General features: G+C 73.5%; 20 protein-coding genes and 1 pseudogene. All 21 read left to right on the top strand.

Annotation, left to right across the window (positions count from 1 at the left end; translation table 11 throughout):
• Positions 1 to 108: 108 nt before the first annotated feature.
• A complete protein-coding gene (locus ABTY62_RS40040) occupies positions 109 to 360 on the top strand; it encodes an acyl carrier protein (RefSeq protein ID WP_311727250.1) in 252 nt (83 codons plus the stop codon).
• 37 nt (positions 361 to 397) lie between these two features.
• Positions 398 to 1,633 (top strand): beta-ketoacyl-[acyl-carrier-protein] synthase family protein, encoded by a 1,236-nt coding sequence (locus tag ABTY62_RS40045; RefSeq protein WP_352134299.1) that lies wholly within the window; start codon positions 398 to 400, stop codon positions 1,631 to 1,633.
• Positions 1,630 to 2,868 carry a beta-ketoacyl synthase N-terminal-like domain-containing protein gene (locus ABTY62_RS40050; RefSeq protein WP_352134300.1) on the top strand — a complete coding sequence of 413 codons (1,239 nt, stop codon included), beginning with the start codon at positions 1,630 to 1,632 and terminating at the stop codon, positions 2,866 to 2,868. The genes ABTY62_RS40045 and ABTY62_RS40050 overlap by 4 nt, the downstream gene beginning before the upstream one ends.
• Positions 2,865 to 3,989: a beta-ketoacyl synthase N-terminal-like domain-containing protein gene (locus ABTY62_RS40055; RefSeq protein ID WP_352134301.1), complete on the top strand. Its 1,125-nt coding sequence runs from the start codon at positions 2,865 to 2,867 to the stop codon at positions 3,987 to 3,989. Before ABTY62_RS40050 ends, ABTY62_RS40055 begins: the two co-directional genes overlap by 4 nt.
• A gap of 41 nt (positions 3,990 to 4,030) precedes the next feature.
• Positions 4,031 to 4,702: pseudogene (locus ABTY62_RS40060) on the top strand (alpha/beta fold hydrolase); the annotation flags it as partial.
• Between the two features lie 177 nt (positions 4,703 to 4,879).
• The gene (locus tag ABTY62_RS40065) at positions 4,880 to 5,890 is read left to right on the top strand and encodes a hypothetical protein (RefSeq protein WP_352134319.1); all 1,011 of its coding nucleotides are present in this window, start codon (positions 4,880 to 4,882) and stop codon (positions 5,888 to 5,890) included.
• Positions 5,890 to 7,113, top strand: coding sequence for a beta-ketoacyl-[acyl-carrier-protein] synthase family protein (locus ABTY62_RS40070; protein ID WP_352134302.1), 1,224 nt, complete (start codon positions 5,890 to 5,892; stop codon positions 7,111 to 7,113). The genes ABTY62_RS40065 and ABTY62_RS40070 overlap by 1 nt, the downstream gene beginning before the upstream one ends.
• The gene (locus ABTY62_RS40075; protein WP_352134303.1) at positions 7,110 to 8,171 is read left to right on the top strand and encodes a beta-ketoacyl synthase N-terminal-like domain-containing protein; all 1,062 of its coding nucleotides are present in this window, start codon (positions 7,110 to 7,112) and stop codon (positions 8,169 to 8,171) included. The genes ABTY62_RS40070 and ABTY62_RS40075 overlap by 4 nt, the downstream gene beginning before the upstream one ends.
• Positions 8,172 to 8,178: 7 nt before the next feature.
• On the top strand, positions 8,179 to 8,970 hold the full coding sequence (locus ABTY62_RS40080; protein ID WP_352134304.1) for an SDR family oxidoreductase: 792 nt from the start codon (positions 8,179 to 8,181) through the stop codon (positions 8,968 to 8,970).
• 36 nt (positions 8,971 to 9,006) lie between these two features.
• Positions 9,007 to 9,975, top strand: coding sequence for an alpha/beta hydrolase (locus ABTY62_RS40085; protein ID WP_352134305.1), 969 nt, complete (start codon positions 9,007 to 9,009; stop codon positions 9,973 to 9,975).
• On the top strand, positions 9,968 to 10,294 hold the full coding sequence (locus tag ABTY62_RS40090; RefSeq protein ID WP_352134306.1) for a hypothetical protein: 327 nt from the start codon (positions 9,968 to 9,970) through the stop codon (positions 10,292 to 10,294). The genes ABTY62_RS40085 and ABTY62_RS40090 overlap by 8 nt, the downstream gene beginning before the upstream one ends.
• Positions 10,294 to 10,701, top strand: a complete 408-nt coding sequence (locus tag ABTY62_RS40095; protein WP_352134307.1) for a hypothetical protein — start codon at positions 10,294 to 10,296, stop codon at positions 10,699 to 10,701. Before ABTY62_RS40090 ends, ABTY62_RS40095 begins: the two co-directional genes overlap by 1 nt.
• 2 nt (positions 10,702 to 10,703) lie before the next feature.
• Positions 10,704 to 11,105, top strand: coding sequence for a hypothetical protein (locus ABTY62_RS40100; protein ID WP_352134308.1), 402 nt, complete (start codon positions 10,704 to 10,706; stop codon positions 11,103 to 11,105).
• A 113-nt stretch (positions 11,106 to 11,218) separates the two neighbouring features.
• Positions 11,219 to 12,331: a beta-ketoacyl synthase N-terminal-like domain-containing protein gene (locus ABTY62_RS40105; RefSeq protein ID WP_352134309.1), complete on the top strand. Its 1,113-nt coding sequence runs from the start codon at positions 11,219 to 11,221 to the stop codon at positions 12,329 to 12,331.
• A gap of 303 nt (positions 12,332 to 12,634) precedes the next feature.
• A complete protein-coding gene (locus ABTY62_RS40110; protein ID WP_352134310.1) occupies positions 12,635 to 13,594 on the top strand; it encodes an ACP S-malonyltransferase in 960 nt (319 codons plus the stop codon).
• Between the two features lie 36 nt (positions 13,595 to 13,630).
• The gene (locus ABTY62_RS40115; protein ID WP_311727235.1) at positions 13,631 to 13,885 is read left to right on the top strand and encodes an acyl carrier protein; all 255 of its coding nucleotides are present in this window, start codon (positions 13,631 to 13,633) and stop codon (positions 13,883 to 13,885) included.
• A 1-nt stretch (position 13,886) separates the two neighbouring features.
• A complete protein-coding gene (locus ABTY62_RS40120) occupies positions 13,887 to 14,888 on the top strand; it encodes a 3-hydroxyacyl-ACP dehydratase FabZ family protein (RefSeq protein ID WP_352134311.1) in 1,002 nt (333 codons plus the stop codon).
• 4 nt (positions 14,889 to 14,892) lie between these two features.
• Complete coding sequence (gene fabG, locus ABTY62_RS40125) at positions 14,893 to 15,654, top strand: 3-oxoacyl-[acyl-carrier-protein] reductase (RefSeq protein WP_352134312.1); 762 nt, start codon at positions 14,893 to 14,895, stop codon at positions 15,652 to 15,654.
• 32 nt (positions 15,655 to 15,686) lie between these two features.
• Positions 15,687 to 16,442, top strand: a complete 756-nt coding sequence (locus ABTY62_RS40130) for a 2-hydroxychromene-2-carboxylate isomerase (protein ID WP_502997613.1) — start codon at positions 15,687 to 15,689, stop codon at positions 16,440 to 16,442.
• A 121-nt stretch (positions 16,443 to 16,563) separates the two neighbouring features.
• Complete coding sequence (locus ABTY62_RS40135) at positions 16,564 to 17,493, top strand: alpha/beta hydrolase (protein ID WP_352134314.1); 930 nt, start codon at positions 16,564 to 16,566, stop codon at positions 17,491 to 17,493.
• A 50-nt stretch (positions 17,494 to 17,543) separates the two neighbouring features.
• Positions 17,544 to 17,644 (top strand): biotin carboxylase N-terminal domain-containing protein (locus ABTY62_RS40140; RefSeq protein WP_344316556.1); only part of this gene is annotated, 101 nt, incomplete at its 3' end.

Genomic DNA, 17,644 nt, shown 5'->3' on the forward strand with positions numbered 1-17,644 from the left:
CATGACAGCTAGTGGACTCCGGGGTTGTCGCGGTCTGAACCGGCGCTTAGCGTCATGGGCACGTTCCTCGCTTGCTTTGCCCATGCCCAAAAATGGAGGTGCGCGGTAATGGCCGCCATCGTCGAAGAGCGCCAGGAAACAATCAAGGAAATCGTCACGGATATCCTGGAGATAGACCCGGACGAGGTCACGGAGACCAGCCTCTTCAAGGAAGAGCACGACGCGGATTCACTGCGGGCCATCGAGATTCTGGCGGCCCTCGAAAAGGAGTTCAACGTCGTCATCCCGCAGGCGCAGCTCAGCCGCATGGTGAACCTCGACGGCGTCTACGAGGTCGTCTCCGAAGCGGCCGGCTGGTAACGGACCCCGTGGCGGATTCAAGCGAAGGCAGGGCGATATGCAGGGTGAGCCGGCCCGCAGGGTCGTGATTACGGGTCTCGGCACGGTGTCCGGCATCGGCGTCGGCACCGCCGAGTTCCTGGCCGGACTGCGGTCCGGGAAGAGCGCCGCGAAGCCGATCACCGCTTTCGACACCGAGGGGTTCGACCACGCCACGGCGTGCGAGATCACCGACTTCGACCCCGGCGAGTGGATCCGGCACCTCGACGTCCGGACCCTCGGCCGGGCCAGCCAGTTCTCCGTGTCGGCGGCGCGGATGGCGGTGGCCGACGCCGGGCTGACCGAGGACGACCTGCGGGATGTCCCCACGCTGATCTCGGTCGGCACCACCGACGGGGAGTCCAGGGACCTCGACCACCTGGTGGAGGTGGAGGTCGACCAGGGGCCCGAGCAGATGGACGGCGTCATCGCCCGGCGCGTCCCGGCGGGCCGGCTGTCCGCCGCGGTCGCCCAGGAGCTGGGGCTCACCCGGGTGGAGGCCGTCACCCTGCCCACCGCCTGCGCGGCGGGCAACTACGCGATCGGGTACGGCTTCGACGCCATACGCGGCGGAGATGTGGACTTCGCCCTGTGCGGCGGCGCCGACGCCCTGTGCCGCAAGACGTTCACCGGTTTCTACCGGCTGGGCACCATCGCCCCCGAGCGCTGCCAGCCTTTCGACAAGGACCGCAAGGGAATCCTCACCGGCGAGGGCGCGGGCATATTGCTGATGGAGAGCCTGGAATCGGCGCTCGCCCGCGGCGCCCGTATCTACGCGGAAGTCCTCGGATACGGCCTCAACTGCGATGCGCACCACCCCGTCGCGCCCCACCAGGACAGCGTGGCCCGCTGTATGCGGATCGCCCTGGACAATGCCGAAGTCAAGCCGGAGGAAGTCGACTTCATCTCCGCGCACGGCACCGGCACCAAGGCCAACGACGTGACCGAGGCGCGCGCCATCCGCCAGGTTTTCGGCGAGGACGATCCGCCCCGCACCGTGTCCGTCAAGTCGATGGTCGGCCACACCATGGGGGCCGCCAGCGCGCTGGCCGCCATCGCCTGCTCCCTCGCGCTCACCGAGGGCTTCATCCCGCCGACCATCAACCACACCGAGACCGACCCCGAGTGCGGGCTCGACGTCGTGCCGAACCGGGCCATCGACGCCGACGTGAAGATCGTGCAGAACAACGGCCTGGCCTTCGGCGGCAACAACGCGGTCGTGATCTTCGGCAAGCGCGACGCGGACTGGTCATGAGTCAGCTGGTGACCGGCGCGGGCGCCGTGGCGAGCGTGGGCGAGGGCGTCGACGAGGTCTTCCGGGCGCTGTGCGCGGGCACCAGCGGACGTGGCGAACTGCGCGGCTTCGACCGGGACCGATACCGGGCGCGCCACGCGTACGAGATCGACGACCGCCCCGCCGAGGGCGGCGACATCCCCGGCCGCGCCACCGCGTGGCTGCTGCGCGCCGTCGCCGAGGCCGCCGCCCAGGCCGGCCTCGGCGACGACCTGAGCGGGGTGCCGGTCCTGGTCGGCACCGGACTGCGGGAGCTGCGCTCGGCCGAGCTGGCGTGGTGCGAGGGCACCCCCCTCGACCCCGACCGGCTGCACTTCGGCCCCGCGCTGCGCGAGCGCTTCGGCGCGGAGCGCAGCTACACCTTCTCGGGCGCCTGCTCGGCCTCCCTCTACGCGCTCGCCCTGGCCGCCGACCTGCTGGCCACCGGCGCGGAGGACACCGTCGTGGTGGCCGGGGTCGACACCCTCACCGAGTCCATGTTCGGCCTCCTGGACCGGGTGCACGCCGAACCGCCCGAGCGCGTCCAGCCCTTCGACCGCGCGCGGCGCGGGGTGCTGATGGGCGACGGCGCGGCGGCGGTGGTGCTGCGGCGGGAGGAGCCGCAGCGGGAGGAGCCGCCGCGGGAGGACGCGCCGCGGGGAGGGCCGGCTCGGGCAGGGGCCGCCGGCGCGCCGTTGGGGCTGCTGCGGGCCGTCAGCATGAACTGCGACGCGCGCCATGTCACCGCCCCCGACCCCAAGGGGATCGCCGAGGCCGTGACCGAGGCGCAGTGGCGGGCCGGCGTCAAACCCGGCGAGATCGATCTGGTCCTGCTGCACGGCACCGGCACCCTGCTCAACGACGAGGCCGAGGCGACGGCCATCGCCGAGGTCTTCGGCCATGACGTCGGGGCGCCCCTGATGACCGCCATCAAGTCCATGACCGGCCACACCTCCGGGAGTTCGGGGCTGCTGAGCCTGATCGTCGCGCTCAAGTCGCTGTCCACCGGCCAGGTGCCGCCGACCCTGGGGCTGACCGACCCCGTGGCCGAGGCGGCGGGCTTCCGCTTCGTACGGGAGCGGGTGGAGGGCGCCGAGCTGAACGTCGCACAGATCGACGCCTTCGGGTTCGGGGGCGTCAACGCGGTGGCGATCGTGGAGCGGGCGGAACCATCTCCCGGATCTCCGGCTGGCGCGGGCGGGAGGACGGGCAGATGACCCCCCGGACGCAGCGGACTTCCCAGGAGGTCGTCGTCACCGGTGTCGGGCTGGCCCTGCCCGGCGCCGACACGCCCCGGGAGCTGCTGCGCCCCGCCGACACGCCCCGCGCGTCGCACGCGCCGTACGACACGGGCGCCCGCATCGGCCGCCGCGGCCACCGCTACAAGGACCGCGCGACCCAACTGGCGCTGTGCGCCGCGCTCGGCGCGCTGCGCGACGCCGACCTGATCCGCGGCGACGGCGACGGCGGCGACGGCAGGGAGCTGACCGTGCCGGGCGTGACGGTGGGCGTGGTCGCCAGCTCCAACCTGGGCAACCTGGACACGGCGTGCCTCACCGCCGCCGCCATCGCCAAGGAGTCGGTGGCCGGCCTCAGCCCCATGGGCCTGCCGAACGCCTCCAGCAATGTGATCGCCTCCTGGGCGGCGATCCACTTCGGGCTGCGCGGCCCCAACCTGATGCTGTGCAACGGCGCCACCTCCGGCCTGGACGCCGTCCACTGGGCCGCGACGCTGGTGACCGCCGGGCGGGTGCGCCGCGCGCTGGTGATCGGCGTCGAGACGCGCAACCCCGTGGTGGAGGGGCTGCTGCACGGCTCGGCAGACGGCCTGGCGGACGGCTTGGCGGACAGCTCCGCCGGGGAGCCGCTGCTGGACGGCGCGGCCGCGCTCGTCGTCGAGGGCGCCGCCTGGGCCCGCGCCCGCGGCGCCGCGCCCGCGGCCGTCCTGGGCCGCTACGAACGCCGGGCCGAACTCGCCGCGTGCGTCGAGGCGTTGGTGCCAGGGGACCGTACCCCGGGCGTCTGGTTCACCCCCGAGGGCTACGGCACGCCCCGCGACGCGGAAGCCGGGCGCCGGGGCGTCCCCACCCCCCTCCCTGAAACCGTACCCCGCCATGACCTCACCGCCGCCTTCGGCCGCGCTTCCGGCGCGCTCGGCGTGCTCCAGTGCGCCGCCGCGGTCGGCTGGCTGGGCGGGGCCGGGACCGGGACCCGGGCTGGGGCCGACGCGCTGGTCACCAGCGGCGACGATGCCGCGGACGCCATGGCCGCGCTGCTGCTCGGCCCTCCCGGGCGGCCCTCCGCCGACCCCCGGCAGCCCGGCGGAGCCGCCGCGTGAACCCCGCAGCCGCGCCGGTTCACGGCGCCGAACCGGGCCGCATGGTGCGGCTGATCCGCCCGGCCGCCACCGAAGACCCCACCCCGGCCCGGCTGCTGTTGTTGCACGGCCTGGCCGGCGGCGCCTCCGTATGGGAGGGCTTCGCCGAACTGGCCGACCCGGCCTGGGAGGTGTGGGCGGCCGATCTGCCCTGGAGCGGCTTCTCGCGCCCCGGGTGGCCGGACCGCCCCGTCACCGACTGGGTGGACCGCGCCGTGGCCGGGGTGCCCGGCGGACCCGATGTGATCGCCGGCCACTCCTTCGGGGCCAACGCGCTGCTCGCCTGGCTCGCCGGGCCCGGACCGCGCAGCGCGCCCCGCCCCGCCGGAGCTGTCCTCGTCTCCCCGTTCTACCGGCCGAGCCGGCACGACTTCGACTGGGCCACGCTCTCGCACTACGTCAACAGCTTCGACCGGATCATCGAAGAGGGCCTGACGGTCAGCGCCGGGCACCGGCTGGCCGCCGACGTACGGCACCAGATGGCGCTCAAGGTCCGCGAACACGTCGGCCCGTACGGCTGGATGCGCTTCTTCGGGATGTATCTGGAGACCCCGCGGCTGCCCGTGGAGCGCCTGCGCACCCCGTTCCTGATCGTCGGAGGGGAGCGGGACGGGGCCGCCCCGGCCGCCGAGGCCGAGGCGCTCGGCCGGTCGCTGCCCCACGCCGACGTGCGCGTCGTCACCGATGCCGGCCACTTCCCGATGGTCGAGCGCGTGGCCGAGTTCTCGGAAGCGGTCAACGGCTTCCTTCGCACGATCACCGTCCGGCGCCCCCGGCCGGGCGGACCCCGTTCCGTTGACCGTTTCGCTGACGGTTTCCCCCTTGATGGTCCCCCCGATGGAGTACACCTGATGACAGCTGCGGTAGAGCCGACATTGACCAAGGCCCTGCTCGCCGACACCACCACCGTGCGGCTGCGACCTCGCTACGAGGGCTCCAACATCTGCACCTGGATCGGGTTCAAGCACGTCAATTACCTGGTGGAAGAAGCCGTGCTGATCCACTTCGCGCAGAGCGGGGTGCCGGCCCGGCAGCTGTACGAGGAGTACGGCCTCGGCCTGGACGTCGTCGGCCTGGACACCCGCATCCTGCACGCGTTCCACATGGACGACGAGGCCGAGGCCGAGGTGGTGCCGGACACCTCGGCCGAGGACGGCACCCTCGGCTTCCGGGTGACCGTCCGCGTCGACCGCGACGGCTCCGCCCTGAAGGCCGTCACCTCCAAGGTGCGGGTCTCGCTGCGCACGGACAGCTATCTGGACCTGCCCACCGAGGCCCCCGCCGAGCTGGCCCGCTTCACCGTCGCGCGCCTCGGCACCCACGAGGGGGCGGCGGAGGAGGCCGGGGCCTGCGTGGCGGCGGACGCGGTGCTCGCGGCGGGCGGCGACGAGGCGGCGGTGCTGGGCGCCCTCACCGAGGGCCGCAACGCCTACGCCTGGAAGTGGAACATCACCTACCCCTACTGCCACTTCACCGAGCGGCTCCAGATGTCCGGCTATCTGCGGCTCATGGAAGAGGCCAAGGACCGCTTCGTGCTGGACCGCGGCATCTCCATCAAGACCCTGCTGGACGACCGCAAATGGATCCCGGTCGTGCCGCGCTCCGCCATCCGGATCGTCGACGAGGCGCTGATGGAGGAGGACCTCTACACGGTCTACACCGTGGAGGAGATCTTCAAGGACTTCACCTACACCTCCCGCATGGACTGTTACGTCGTCCGCGACGGCAGGCTCACGCTCACCGCGACCGGCCGGATCGTGCACGGCTACGCGGTGATCGAGAACCGCCGCGACTGGCATCTGGTCCCGTTCGACCAGCGGGTGCTCGGCGCGCTCGCCGGCAAACCCGGAAGCGGCAGCTGATGTCCGGCGGCGCGACCGACGTACTGGTCACCGGGCTGGGCGCGCTGAGCTGTCTGGGCTCGGGCACCGATGCCCTGTGGCGGGGCATGCACGCCGCGCGCAGCGCGCCGACGAAGGTGCCCGACCCGCTGGCGCACATGGACCACCCGCACATGTATCTGGTGCCCGAGGCCGATCTGCCGACGGGGCCCGAGGAGCAGGACGGGCTGCCGCTGGGGCGCGGATCCCAGTTCGCCATCGCGGCGGCCCGCGAGGCCGTCGACAGCGCGGGGCTCACCGGCCTGGCCGGGGTGGACCCGCGCCGGGTGGCCGTCTCGATCAGCAGCGGCATGGGCGACTCCGATCTGCACGAGCGGCGGCGGGCCGGCGAGCCCGCGAGCCACGACGGCTGGGCGCCCGCGTTCCCGGTGGCCTCGGCCGTCGGCGGATGGCTCGGCGCCCAGGGCCCCAACACCAGCCTCACCAACGCCTGCGCGGCCAGCGGCTACGCGCTGTCCGTCGCCGCCGACCTGATCCGCGCCGGCGAGGCGGACGTGGTCGTCGCGGGCGGCACCGAGGCGTACTCCCGGGTCGCGCTGGCCTGCTTCAACCGGCTGGGCGCGATCGACCCCGAGCGCTGCCGCCCGTTCGCCGCCGACCGGCGCGGCACGATCTTCGGCGAGGGCGCCGCCGTGCTGGTCCTGGAGTCGGCGGCGCATGCGCGCGAGCGGGGCGCGAAGACGGTCTACGCGCGCCTGGCGGGCGCCGGCTGGAGCTGCGACGCCCACCACGCGACCGCCCCCGAGCCCGGCGGCCAACAGATCGAGCGCGCCATGCGCGAAGCCCTGCGGGAGACGGACCCGGCCCTGGAGGCGGCGCCCGGGGCGGGCGGGCTCGGTTTCGTCGTCCCGCACGGCACCGGCACCGAGCTCAACGACGTCGTGGAGGCCCGGGCGCTGGCCGGTGTGCTCGGCGAGGCCGCGCCGCGGACCCCGCTCTACAGCGTCAAGGCGCTCCTCGGCCACACCGGCGGCGCGGCGGGCGCGTTCGCGGCGCTGGCCGCCGTCCTGGTGCTGCACCACAGGACGCTTCCGCCGAACGTGCCCGTGGGCAGGCAGGACCCCGAGTGCGAGGTGCCGCTGCCCACCGAGCCGACCCCCATGACCGCGCCCTACGGCCTGGTCAACGCCTATGCCTTCGGCGGCAACAACGTCTCGCTCGTGCTCCGGGAGGCGGGCTCATGACCGAACTGGTGGTGTCGGGCGTCGGCACGGTGCGCCCCGAGGGGTTCGACTTCAAGACCGCGCTCGGCCCCCGCGGCTACAAATACCTGCCCACCGCCTCCCAGTACTTCCTCGCCGCCGCCAAGCGCGCACTCGCCGGGATCGGGCCGGACGCCCTGGACGGTGTGGAAGCCGAGCGCCGCGGCGCCGCGGTCGGCACCAACAGCGCCGCCGCCGCGCTGCACGACGCGATGGACCGTACGGTCATGGAGACCGGCGCCGAGGATCTGAGCCCGGTCACCGCCCCGTACTTCTCCATCAACCTCTTCGGCAGCCGCCTGGCCACCGAGCACGAGCTGAAGGGCTTCAACCTCACCTTCGCCAGCCCCCGGGTCGCCGGTCTGGAAGCCATCGAGAGCGGCCGGCGCGCGCTGGCCGCCGGCCGGGCCCGGTGGCTGCTGGCCGGGGCCACCGAGCAGGTGCTGGCCGAGGGCGAGCCGGGGGCGGACACCTCCGAGGCCGGGGCGGTCGCCCTGGTGCTGGAGCCGGCGGCCGCCGTCGCGGCGCGCGGCGGGCGGGCGTACGGCCGGGTGGCGGTCCGCTCGTTCTTCCTGCCGCCGGCCCTGGCCGCCGCCGGGAGCGGCGCCGAGCGCGCCCGGGCGCTGATCGACGGCGCGCTCCAGGCCCTCGGCCACCGGGGCTCGGGGCCGGACGGCCCGCTTCCGGTCACGGCCGTGCTCGACGGCTCCCCGGTCGGCGAGGCCGTCGCGGCGGCGCTGGGGGAGCGGGCCGAGTACGTGCCCGCGGGCGCCGGCTGTCTGGAGCCGGTGGCGCGGGTCGCCGCCGCCCTGGCGGACGGGGCGGGCCCGGCGCGGGTGGTCGTCACCGCGGCGGCGCAGGGGAACGCCGCGGTGTGCCTGGTCACCCCGGGCGACCCCGGAACACAGGCCAAAACACAGGCCAAAACACAGGCCAAAACACAGGCCGGAACAAGGACCGGAGCAGAAACCCGAACACGAGCCGAGACACAAGCCGAAACGACGCGTACCGAAGCACAAGCGGAAGAAGGCGGAGGCTGAGCGGCTGATGATCACATCACTCGAGGGTTCCTGGTGCCTGATCCTGGGCGCCTCCAGCGGTATGGGCCTGGCCACGGCCCAGGAGCTGGCGCGCGAGGGCGTCAACATCCTGGGCGTGCACTTCGACACCGCGGACGGGCAGGAGAAGGCCGCCGTCGCGGGGGAGGAGCTGCGCGCCCACGGCGTCCAGGCGCACTTCTTCAACGCCAACGCCGCCTCCGCCAGAACCCGGGAGGAGCTGCTGCCCAGATTCGCCGAGCTGACCGGCGGATCCGGGATCAGGATCCTGGTGCACTCCCTCGCCTTCGGCACCCTGCTGCCCTTCGTCGCACCCGAGGGCGAGCCCGGTGTGACCTCCCGCCAGATGAACATGACGCTCGACGTCATGGCCCACTCCCTCGTCTACTGGACGCAGGACCTGTTCACCGCGGGCCTGCTGCGCGAGGGCGCGAAGGTGTACGCGATGACCAGCGCGGGCGGCGCCCGCGTGATGCCCAGCTACGGCGCCGTGTCCGCGGCCAAGTCGGCCCTGGAGTCCCACGTACGCCAGCTCGCCCTGGAGCTCGCCCCCTCCGGCATCGCCGTCAACGCGCTGCGCGCCGGGGTGACGCCGACCCCGTCCATGGAGCGCATCCCGAACAGCGGCCGGCTCGCCGAGTACGCCCGCGGGCTCAATCCGCACCGCAGGCTGACCCGGCCCGAGGACGTCGCCGAAGCCATCTCCCTGCTCTCCCGCACCGACTCCTCCTGGATCACCGGCAATGTGATCGGAGTCGACGGCGGCGAGATCCTGACCTGACCGGCCTGCTGTGATCCCGTGGCCCGAGGACCGACGATGACCAGTGCGAAGACCGGCGGCGCCCCGCCGCGGCGGCCGGGCGACGCCCTGCGCGCCGCCGTGGCGCCGCTGCTGGGCCTCGCCGCCGCGGCCAAGCACGCGTATCAGCTCTACCACCCCCCGCGCCCCGCCGGGCCCGCGCGCACCCCGGCGGACAAGGGGCTGCCCACGCACCACAAGACCGTGGTGGCCTCCTACGACGGCGTCCCGCTGCGGGCGTGGGTGGTGCCGGGCGCGGGGCCGCACACCGTGGTCGTGTGCCACGGCATGGGCCGCACCAAGTCCATGACGCTCGGCCACATCGCACTGCTCCACCGGGCGGGCCACCACGTCGTCGCGTACGACATGCGCAACCACGGGGACAGCGGCGCCGACCGGGCGCTCGGCCGCATGGCGGAGCGCTACATCAGCGATCTGCGGGACGTGCTCTACGCCACCGCCGCCGACCCCCGGCTGCGCGGTGGCGCCATCGCGCTGTACGGCTTCTCCTTCTCGACCTGGCCCGCCCTCCAGGTGGTGCCCCGCTCCCGGGTGCCGGTGGCCGCCGTCATCGCGGACAGCGGCCCGGCGTACGACGTCCCGGCCGGGCTGCGCCACTTCGCGGCGCTGCGCGGGCGGACCATGCGGCGCTGGCTGCGCGGACCGCTCACGCTCGCCGTCCAGGGGCGCGCCTTCGAGTTCTTCGCGATGCGCATGCTGGGCCTCGCCGACTGGCCGCCGGACCTGTCGGCGTACGGCACCCGGCTGATGTTCATCGGCAGCGCGGAGGACACCTTCGTCCGCCCCGAGGCCGTCGAGCGGACCGCCCGCCACTACCCCCGCGCCGAGTACTGGACGGCGGCCGGCGCCCCGCACATGAGGGGGGTGCGGTTCGACGCGGCGGAGTACGAGAAGCGGGTCCTCGGCTTCCTGGCCGAAGCGTTCGACGCGTCGGAGAAGGCCGCGGAGGTGGGCGACCATGACTGACCATCTGCTCGTCGAGAGCGGCGGGCCCGAGTCCGGGGCCCCCTGCGAACGGTTCGTCGGCGACGCCGTACGGCTGCTCCAGGACGGCCACCACGTGGTGCTGTTCCTCGTCGAGAACGGGGTGACCGCCGCGCTGCCCGGCGCCTCGCACGGCGTCGCGGCCTTTCTGCGCGGCGGCGGCGAGCTGTGGGTGGACGGCTTCTCGGCCGCCCAGCGCGCCCTCCCCGCCGAGGACCTGCTGCCCGGATCCCGCCTCGCCGGAATGGACGAGGTGGCGGACCGGCTGCTGGCACCCGGCCTGCGGGCGGTGTGGCACTGATGGCCTGGAAGCCGCCGCCCACCGACGTCCTGCTCCAGCTCCTCGGCGCGCCCCACCAGACCGAACTGGTCAGCTCCGCCCTGCGGCTGACGACCGCGCTGCTCGCCAAGGGCGCCCGGGTCCAGATCTGGGCCTGCGGCGACGCCACCCGGCTCACCTGGACGGGCCTCGGCGACACCAAGCCGCGCAACTACGGCGACTGGGAGCGGGAGTACCCCTCCGCCCTCCGCGTCGTGCGCGAGCTGCTGACCGACCACCCGGACCGGCTGCACTGGTACGTCTGCGCCTTCTGCGCCGAGGAGCGCGGCACCTCCGACCAGATCCCTCAGGTGCGCAGGCGCCCCATGTTCAAGTACGCCGAGCATGTGGCCGTGGCCGGCACATGTCTCTCCCTGGGGGTGCACTGACCATGCCCGAGGCGACGGCGGCGCGCTGGCTGGTGATGATCGAACGGGCCTACCGGGGCGCGGTCGAGCGGCAGTTCGCCGACGTACTGTCCCTGATCACCGAGTTGCACCGGCAGAGCGGCGGCACCGACCTGGCACTGCGCGGCCTCGCCGTCAGCTACGCCCTCGACACCGACTACGAACCGGCGGTCCGCATCGGCGGCCGCACCCTCGACACCCTCCCCGACCCGCGCGCCACCGTGCGGGACATCGTGGCCGCCGGGGTGGCCGTGCTGGTCGAGGAGCCCGACCTCACCGCGCTCGGCCGCACCGCCGCCGACCGGCTGCTGCCCGGCGTGCGCGTCGTCGAGGGAGGCGGGCTCGCGGCCCGCTGGGCGTCGTACGAACAGGTGTGGTTCCTGTGACCGGGCCCGCGTACGAGCGCGCGCCCGCGCGGGAGACAGCGCCCGCGTACGAGAGCGCGCCCGCCGGCCGCCCGCACACCACCCCAGCCTCTACCGAAGGAGTACACGGATCCATGGTCTTCGCCACCGCCACCGGCGGCCCGGTCATCTCCGCCTGGGCCGCCGTATCTCCGCTGGGCCTGCACGGCGCGGACTTCGCCACCGGGCTGCGCTCCGGCCGCCGGGCCGGGAAGCCGCTGGACCCCGAGGAGTGGTCCGTGCCCTTCGACGAGGCCTGCCTCGTGCCCGACTTCCACATCAAGCAGATCCTGGGCCGCAAGGGCACCCGCTCCATGGACCGGACCACCGGAATGGCCGTGACCGCCATCGGCCGGCTGCTCACCGACGAGCGCCTGCCCGGCGTGGGCGAGAACACCGGCGTGGCGCTGGGCACCAGCACCGGAAGCGCCCAGTCCATCATGGACTTCACCCGTGACTCCCTGGTCGGCGAGCGGCCCTTCTTCGTGGACCCGGCCCGGTTCCCCAACACCGTCATGAACTGCGCGGCCGGCCAGACCGCCATCTGGCACGGGCTCAAGGGCCCCAACACCACCATCGCGGGCGGCCGCGCCACCGCGCTGCTCACCCTCCAGTACGCGCTGCGGCTCCAGCGCGCCGGGCGGGCCACCACCGTGCTGTGCGGGGCCGTCGAGGAGTTCTCCTCCGCCCGCGCCTGGCTGGAGTGGCACTCCCGCGGCGACGGCGACACCGCCGCCGTGCTCGGCGAGGGCGCGGCGGTGTGGCTGCTGGAGCCGGAGGGGTCCGCGCGCGAGCACGGCCGGGGCGGTCTGGTCGAGGTCGCGGGGCTGGAGTTCGGCTTCGCCGCGGACCCCGGGGGCGGCACCGGGCGGGCCCGCACGGTGCTCGCCGACGTGGTGCGGCGGCTGCTCGACCGTACGGGCACGGAGCCCGGCCGGATCTGGGCCGTCGCCGACTCGCAGGCCCCGGGCGCGGAGGGGGAGGCGGAGCGCGCCGCCCTCGCGGACGTGCTCGGCGGCCATGAGCCGCTGCGCGTCTCGGCCGCCGACTCCATCGGCGACACCTACGCCGCCTCGGCGGCCTTCCAGATCGCCGCCGTGCTCGCCCTCGCCGAGCGTCCGGACACCGCCCCCGGCAGCCTGGCCCTGGTCACCTCGGTCGACCGGGACGGCGTGGTCGGCGCGGCCCTGCTGCGGAGGCCCTTGTGAAGGCCCGGTTCTCCCCCAGCTACCGGCCCCCTCCCAGCTACCGCTGGGCGGTGCCCCCGCCGGGGCGCCTCAGGCCGACGGTCGACCACGCGGCGGTGGCCGGCTGTATCGATAGCGGCTTCGCCGCGTGGCGATCGCAGCCTCGGGGCCTCCGCGCGCTCTCCCTTTCACAGCGCACATCAGTGCCTCCGGCTCGGGCGGCGCGCCCCTTCGGTTCTCCCCCAGCTACCGCTGGGCGGTGCCCCCGGCCGCCGCAGGCGACCACGTGACCGCGTGCGCGACCACCCTGAGGAGCTGGTTGAGATGACGGACGACGCGCCAGAGGTGCGCACCGCCCTGGTCTTCCCGGGGCAGGGCGCCCAGAAGCAGGGCATGGGCGAGGCCTGGCGGGAGACCGGGTCCTGGCCGCTGGTGGCCGGGATCTCCGAGCACACCGGGGTCGACGTCGAGGACCTGCTGCTGAAGGCCGACGACGAGACGCTGCGCCGCACCGACCTGGCCCAGATCGCCGTGTTCACCACCGAGGTCCTCGCCCACCGCGAGGCGGCCGCCGCCGGCGTACTGGGCGAGGTGGTCGCGTGCGCGGGGCACAGCCTGGGCGAGTACACCGCGCTGTACGCGGCGGGGGCGCTGCCGCTCGCCGACACCGCGCGCCTGGTCGCCGCCCGCGGCCGGGCCATGCGCGGGTGCGCCGAGCGCTCGCCCGGCACCATGGCCGCGGTGGTCAGGCTCGACGCGGAGACCGTGGAGGGGCTGGCCGCGGCGGTCCGGGAGGCGGGCGAGGAGCTGTGGGTCGCCAACACCAACGCGCCCGGCGCCATCGTCGTCTCGGGCACCGCCGACGGAGTGGCCCGGCTCGGCGAATCGGCCGTCGAGAGCGGCGGCAAGGTGATCCCGCTCGCGGTCGGCGGCGCCTTCCACAGCCCGCGCATGGCGGCCGCGGCGGCCGAGCTCGAGGCGGCGCTGGCCGCCGTGGAGTTCGCCGCCGAGCACATGCCCGTCGTGGCCAACGTGGACGCCCGCCCGCACACCGGCGGCGACACATGGCACGACCTGGAGCTGCGCCAGCTCACCAGCCCCGTCCGCTGGGAGCAGAGCGTACGGACCCTGGCCGGCGAGTTCGGCTGCACCCGGTTCGTGGAGCTCGGCCCCGGCCGCCAGCTGACCGGGATGATCCGCCGCATCGCCAAGGGCGCGGCGACCGTCGCGGTCGACTCGTCCGCCGCCCTGGCCAAACTGACCCACACCGCCGACCCCGGCTGAACCCAACCCCCCTTGAGAAGCGCGAGGAGAACCCGCATGGCCGACACCGCCGCCGCCCTGGACCTGGAGGAGCTGCGCGCCTTCGTCGCCGACGTCCTCGATGTGGAGGAGGAAGACGTCACCGACGACGCCGACTTCGTGAAGGAGCTGGGCGTCGACTCGCTCATGGCCCTGGAGGTCATGGTCGTCCTGGAGAAGAAGTACTCGGTGAAGCTGAAGGAGCAGGAGATGAAGGAGATCACCTGTCTTCGGAAGGTCTATGACCTGCTCGCCTCGAAGCTGGAGAAGTGAGGTGCCGACCACAAGAACATGCGGACCGGTCGACGGCACGGTGGAGGTCGTCGACCCCGGGGCCCCGGGCGGCCGCCCGGCCCGGACCACGGTCCTCATCGACCCGGCGGAGCGGGTGTTCGCCGGGCACTTCCCCGGGTTCCCCGTCTTCCCCGGGGTGTGCGTCGTCGAGTACGCCCACCGCGGCGCGCTGGCCACGCTGCCCGAGCCGGGCGAGCGCTGGACCCTGCTGGCCGTCGAGTCGTCCCGGTTCACCAGCCCGGTGTTCCCCGGCGACCGGCTGAGCTGCGACATCACCTGGGCACGGGACACCGGGTCCCGGGACACCGGGGCGCGGGACGCCGGGGCCTGGCGCTGCCGGGTGGCCGTGGCCACCGGGCGGGGGCCCGTCGCGCTCGTCCGGCTGCGCTACGCCCGCGACGGCGGGCGCTGCGCGCAGCGCGAGGCCCCGCAGGCCGACGGCGCCGCCTCCTTAGCCGGGGATCCGGCGCCGCACCGTACGGTGATCACGGCCGGTGAGATCAAGCGGGTGCTGCCGCACCGCTACCCCATGCTGCTGATCGACCGGGTCACCGAGCTGGTGCCCGGCGAGCGTGCCACCGGCCTGAAGGCGGTGACCTGCAACGAGCCCTGGTACGAGGGAATTCCCGACAAGGCCGCCGACGCCGCCGAGGCGGACTACCACTACCCGTGGACGGCCCTGATCGAGTCCTGGTGCCATGTCGCCGGGGTGCTGGTCGCCCACGACAGGCCCAATCCGGATGTGCTCAGCGGCCAGGTCATGCTGCTCGGCGGCATCACCGACGCCACGCCGCTGCGCCCCGCCGTCCCCGGCGACCTCGTCGAGCACCGCGTACGGCTGACCCGCCAGGTCGGCGAGACCTTCATGTTCGAGGGCGAGAGCCGGGTCGGGGACGAGACCGCCCTGACGGTCGGCCGGCTGGTGATGACGATGCGCCCCGCCGCGGACCTGACGGACGCGGCCCCCAAGGGAGGTGAGTGACCGAATGCCCCACACGAACGAGACCGAGCCCATGACCAAGCGTGTCGCGCTGGTCTCCGGCGGCTCGCGCGGCATCGGCCGCGCCACCGTGCTGAGGCTGGCCCGGGACGGCTTCGACGTCGCGTTCTGCTACCGGTCAAGCCCGGACGCGGCCCGCATGCTGGAGAAGGAGGCCGAGGAGCTGGGCGGCGGGCGGGTGATCGGCAAACAGGCGGACGTCTCCGACGCCGACTCGGTGCGCGAGCTGGTGGCCTTCGCCCAGGAGCGGCTCGGCGCCATCGATGTGGCGGTGACCTCGGCCGGCATCACCCAGGACAATCCGCTGCTGCTGATGAAGGACGAGGAGTGGCGGGCGGTGCTGGGCGTCAACCTGGACGGCACGTACCACGTGTGCCGCTCGGTGGTCTTCGAGATGATGAAGCGCAAGTCCGGCTGCATCGTCAACATCTCCTCGGTGGCCGGGGTCCACGGCAACGCCACCCAGAGCAACTACGCGGCGTCCAAGGCGGGGATCATCGGGTTCACCAAGTCGCTCGCCAAAGAGGTCGGCCGCTACGGCATCCGGGCCAATGTGGTGGCGCCGGGCTTCATCGATACGGATATGACCTCCTCGCTGTCGGAAAGTACGCAGAAGGAGGCGCGCAAGAGCATCCCGCTCGGCCGCTTCGGCCGCCCGGAGGAGGTCGCCGACATGGTGGCGTACCTGATCGGGGCGGAGTATGTGACGGGCGCGGTCTTCGAGGTCGACGGCGGCATCGTCATCTGAGCCGTCCGGAAGGAGAGGGAGGGGGGATGACGATGGCCCGCGAACGCCGCAAGAGCAAGGTGCCGCGCTTCTATTTCAATTTCCGCAGTCCGTACAGCTGGATCGCCTACCGTGATCTGATGGACCGCTATCCGGATGTCGCACAAGCGGTGGAGTGGCACCCGTGGTGGGAGCCGGACGCGGACGGCGAGCGCCTGATGAACGAGCACGGCGAGACGTTCCCGTACACCCCGATGTCCCGCGAGAAGCACCTCTACATCCTCCAGGACGTACGGCGGCTCGCCCGCGCCCGCGGCCTCGACGTCAGCTGGCCGCTGGACGAGGACCCGGTGTGGGAGGTGCCGCACCTCGCGTACTTCCCGGCTCTGGAGGCCGGGCTCGGCCCCCGGTACATCGAGCTCGTCTACCGGGCGCGCTGGCAGGAGGGCCGCGACATCTGCGACCCGGCGACGGTCGCGGGCATCGCCGAGGAGCTGGGGCTGCCGGCCGACCGGCTGGCGCGGGTGGCCGAGGACCCGCAGCTGCGCGAGGGGCCGGGGCTCGCGGCGCTGCTCGCGCTGGGCCGGGACGGGGCGTTCGGCGTGCCGTTCTTCCTCCACGGCTACGACAAGTTCTGGGGGGTGGACCGGCTGCCCGCCTTCGTCGAGTCCGTCCGCGCCCGCCCCCGCACTGAGCCGCCGCTCGACCCCCCGCCCGAGCCCGGCGCGGACTCCCCCGGCCACCACTCGGCGGTGCCCCCCGCCGCCGCCCGCTCCGGCGACCAGGGCCATGCCGGGGGCTGCGGCTGACCCCGAGCCGCAGCCCGACCCGTTCCACTCCTGTTCCACTCCCGTTCGACCCGCCCGAGACGACCGAGACGAGACCGCTCTGACTCCCGACGGACCCCCCATCCCCGCACGGAGGACGCTGATGTCCGAGCCACGGCAGACGCCGGTACGGAATCCCGCGCTGAAGTCCCGCGTCGTGTCGGCCGCGGCGCTGCCGCTGGCCCCGCTGTACGGGGCCTCGCTCGCCTATCGGGCCTTCCACCCGCGCCGCCGGGCACAGCACGGGCATCCGAGCGACTACGGCCTGCCCGTCAGGGAGCTGAAGATCCCCTTCACCGGCCGGAAGTACGTCCACGCCTGGCTGTGCCCCGGGTCCGGGCAGAAGGTCGTGGTCCTCGGGCACAGCATGGGGATGAGCAAGACGCGCAGCCTCGGGCACGCCAAGTTCCTGCACGACGCGGGCTACACCGTCTGTCTGTTCGACCACCGCAACCATGGGGCCAGCAGCGTCGACCGGGCGCTGCTCGGCCTCGGCGACCGGTTCGCCAGCGATGTCACGGCCGTCGTCTCCCATCTGCGCGGCGGCCAGGGCTACGGCCAGGCCCGAATAGCCGTCTACGGCTTCTCCTTCTCCTGCTTCTCGTCCATGTGGGCGCTGACGCACGAGGGCTTCTCCGTGGACGCGCTGGTGTGCGACAGCGGCCCCGGCCATGACGTACCGCCGCTGCTGCGCAAGTACCTGGAGGCCGGGATGCTGCCCGTGCCGCGGCTGCTGAGCGGGGAGCCGTCCCTGTCGGTGGTGACGGGGGTGCTGTGCTCGCTGGCCCCCGCCCTGGTGCGGGCGCAGTGGCCGCCGCCCGCGACGGGGAAGTTCGCCGAGATACCGCTGCTGTTCATGTCGGGAGAGCGGGACGCCATCGTGCCGCCCTCCTCGGTGGACGCGCTCGCCGAGCGTTATGCCCAGGCCGAGACGCATGTCCTGCCCAAGGCCGAGCATCTGCTCGGGCTGGAGACCAATCCCGAGGCATACGCGAAGGTCGTACTGGATTTCCTCAAGCGGGCCCTGGGGTAGCCACCGACCGTCCCTGACGGACGGTTCTTCTGACAGAGGGATGAGAGAGCATGCAGAAGGTGCTCATCGCCAATCGTGGCGAAATCGCGGTCCGGGTTGCCCGTGCCTGTCGGGACGCGGGGATCGCGAGTGTTGCGGTCTACGCCGATCC

Source organism: Streptomyces sp. NPDC097640, from assembly GCF_040302705.1.
In the GTDB taxonomy this organism is placed as follows: domain Bacteria; phylum Actinomycetota; class Actinomycetes; order Streptomycetales; family Streptomycetaceae; genus Streptomyces.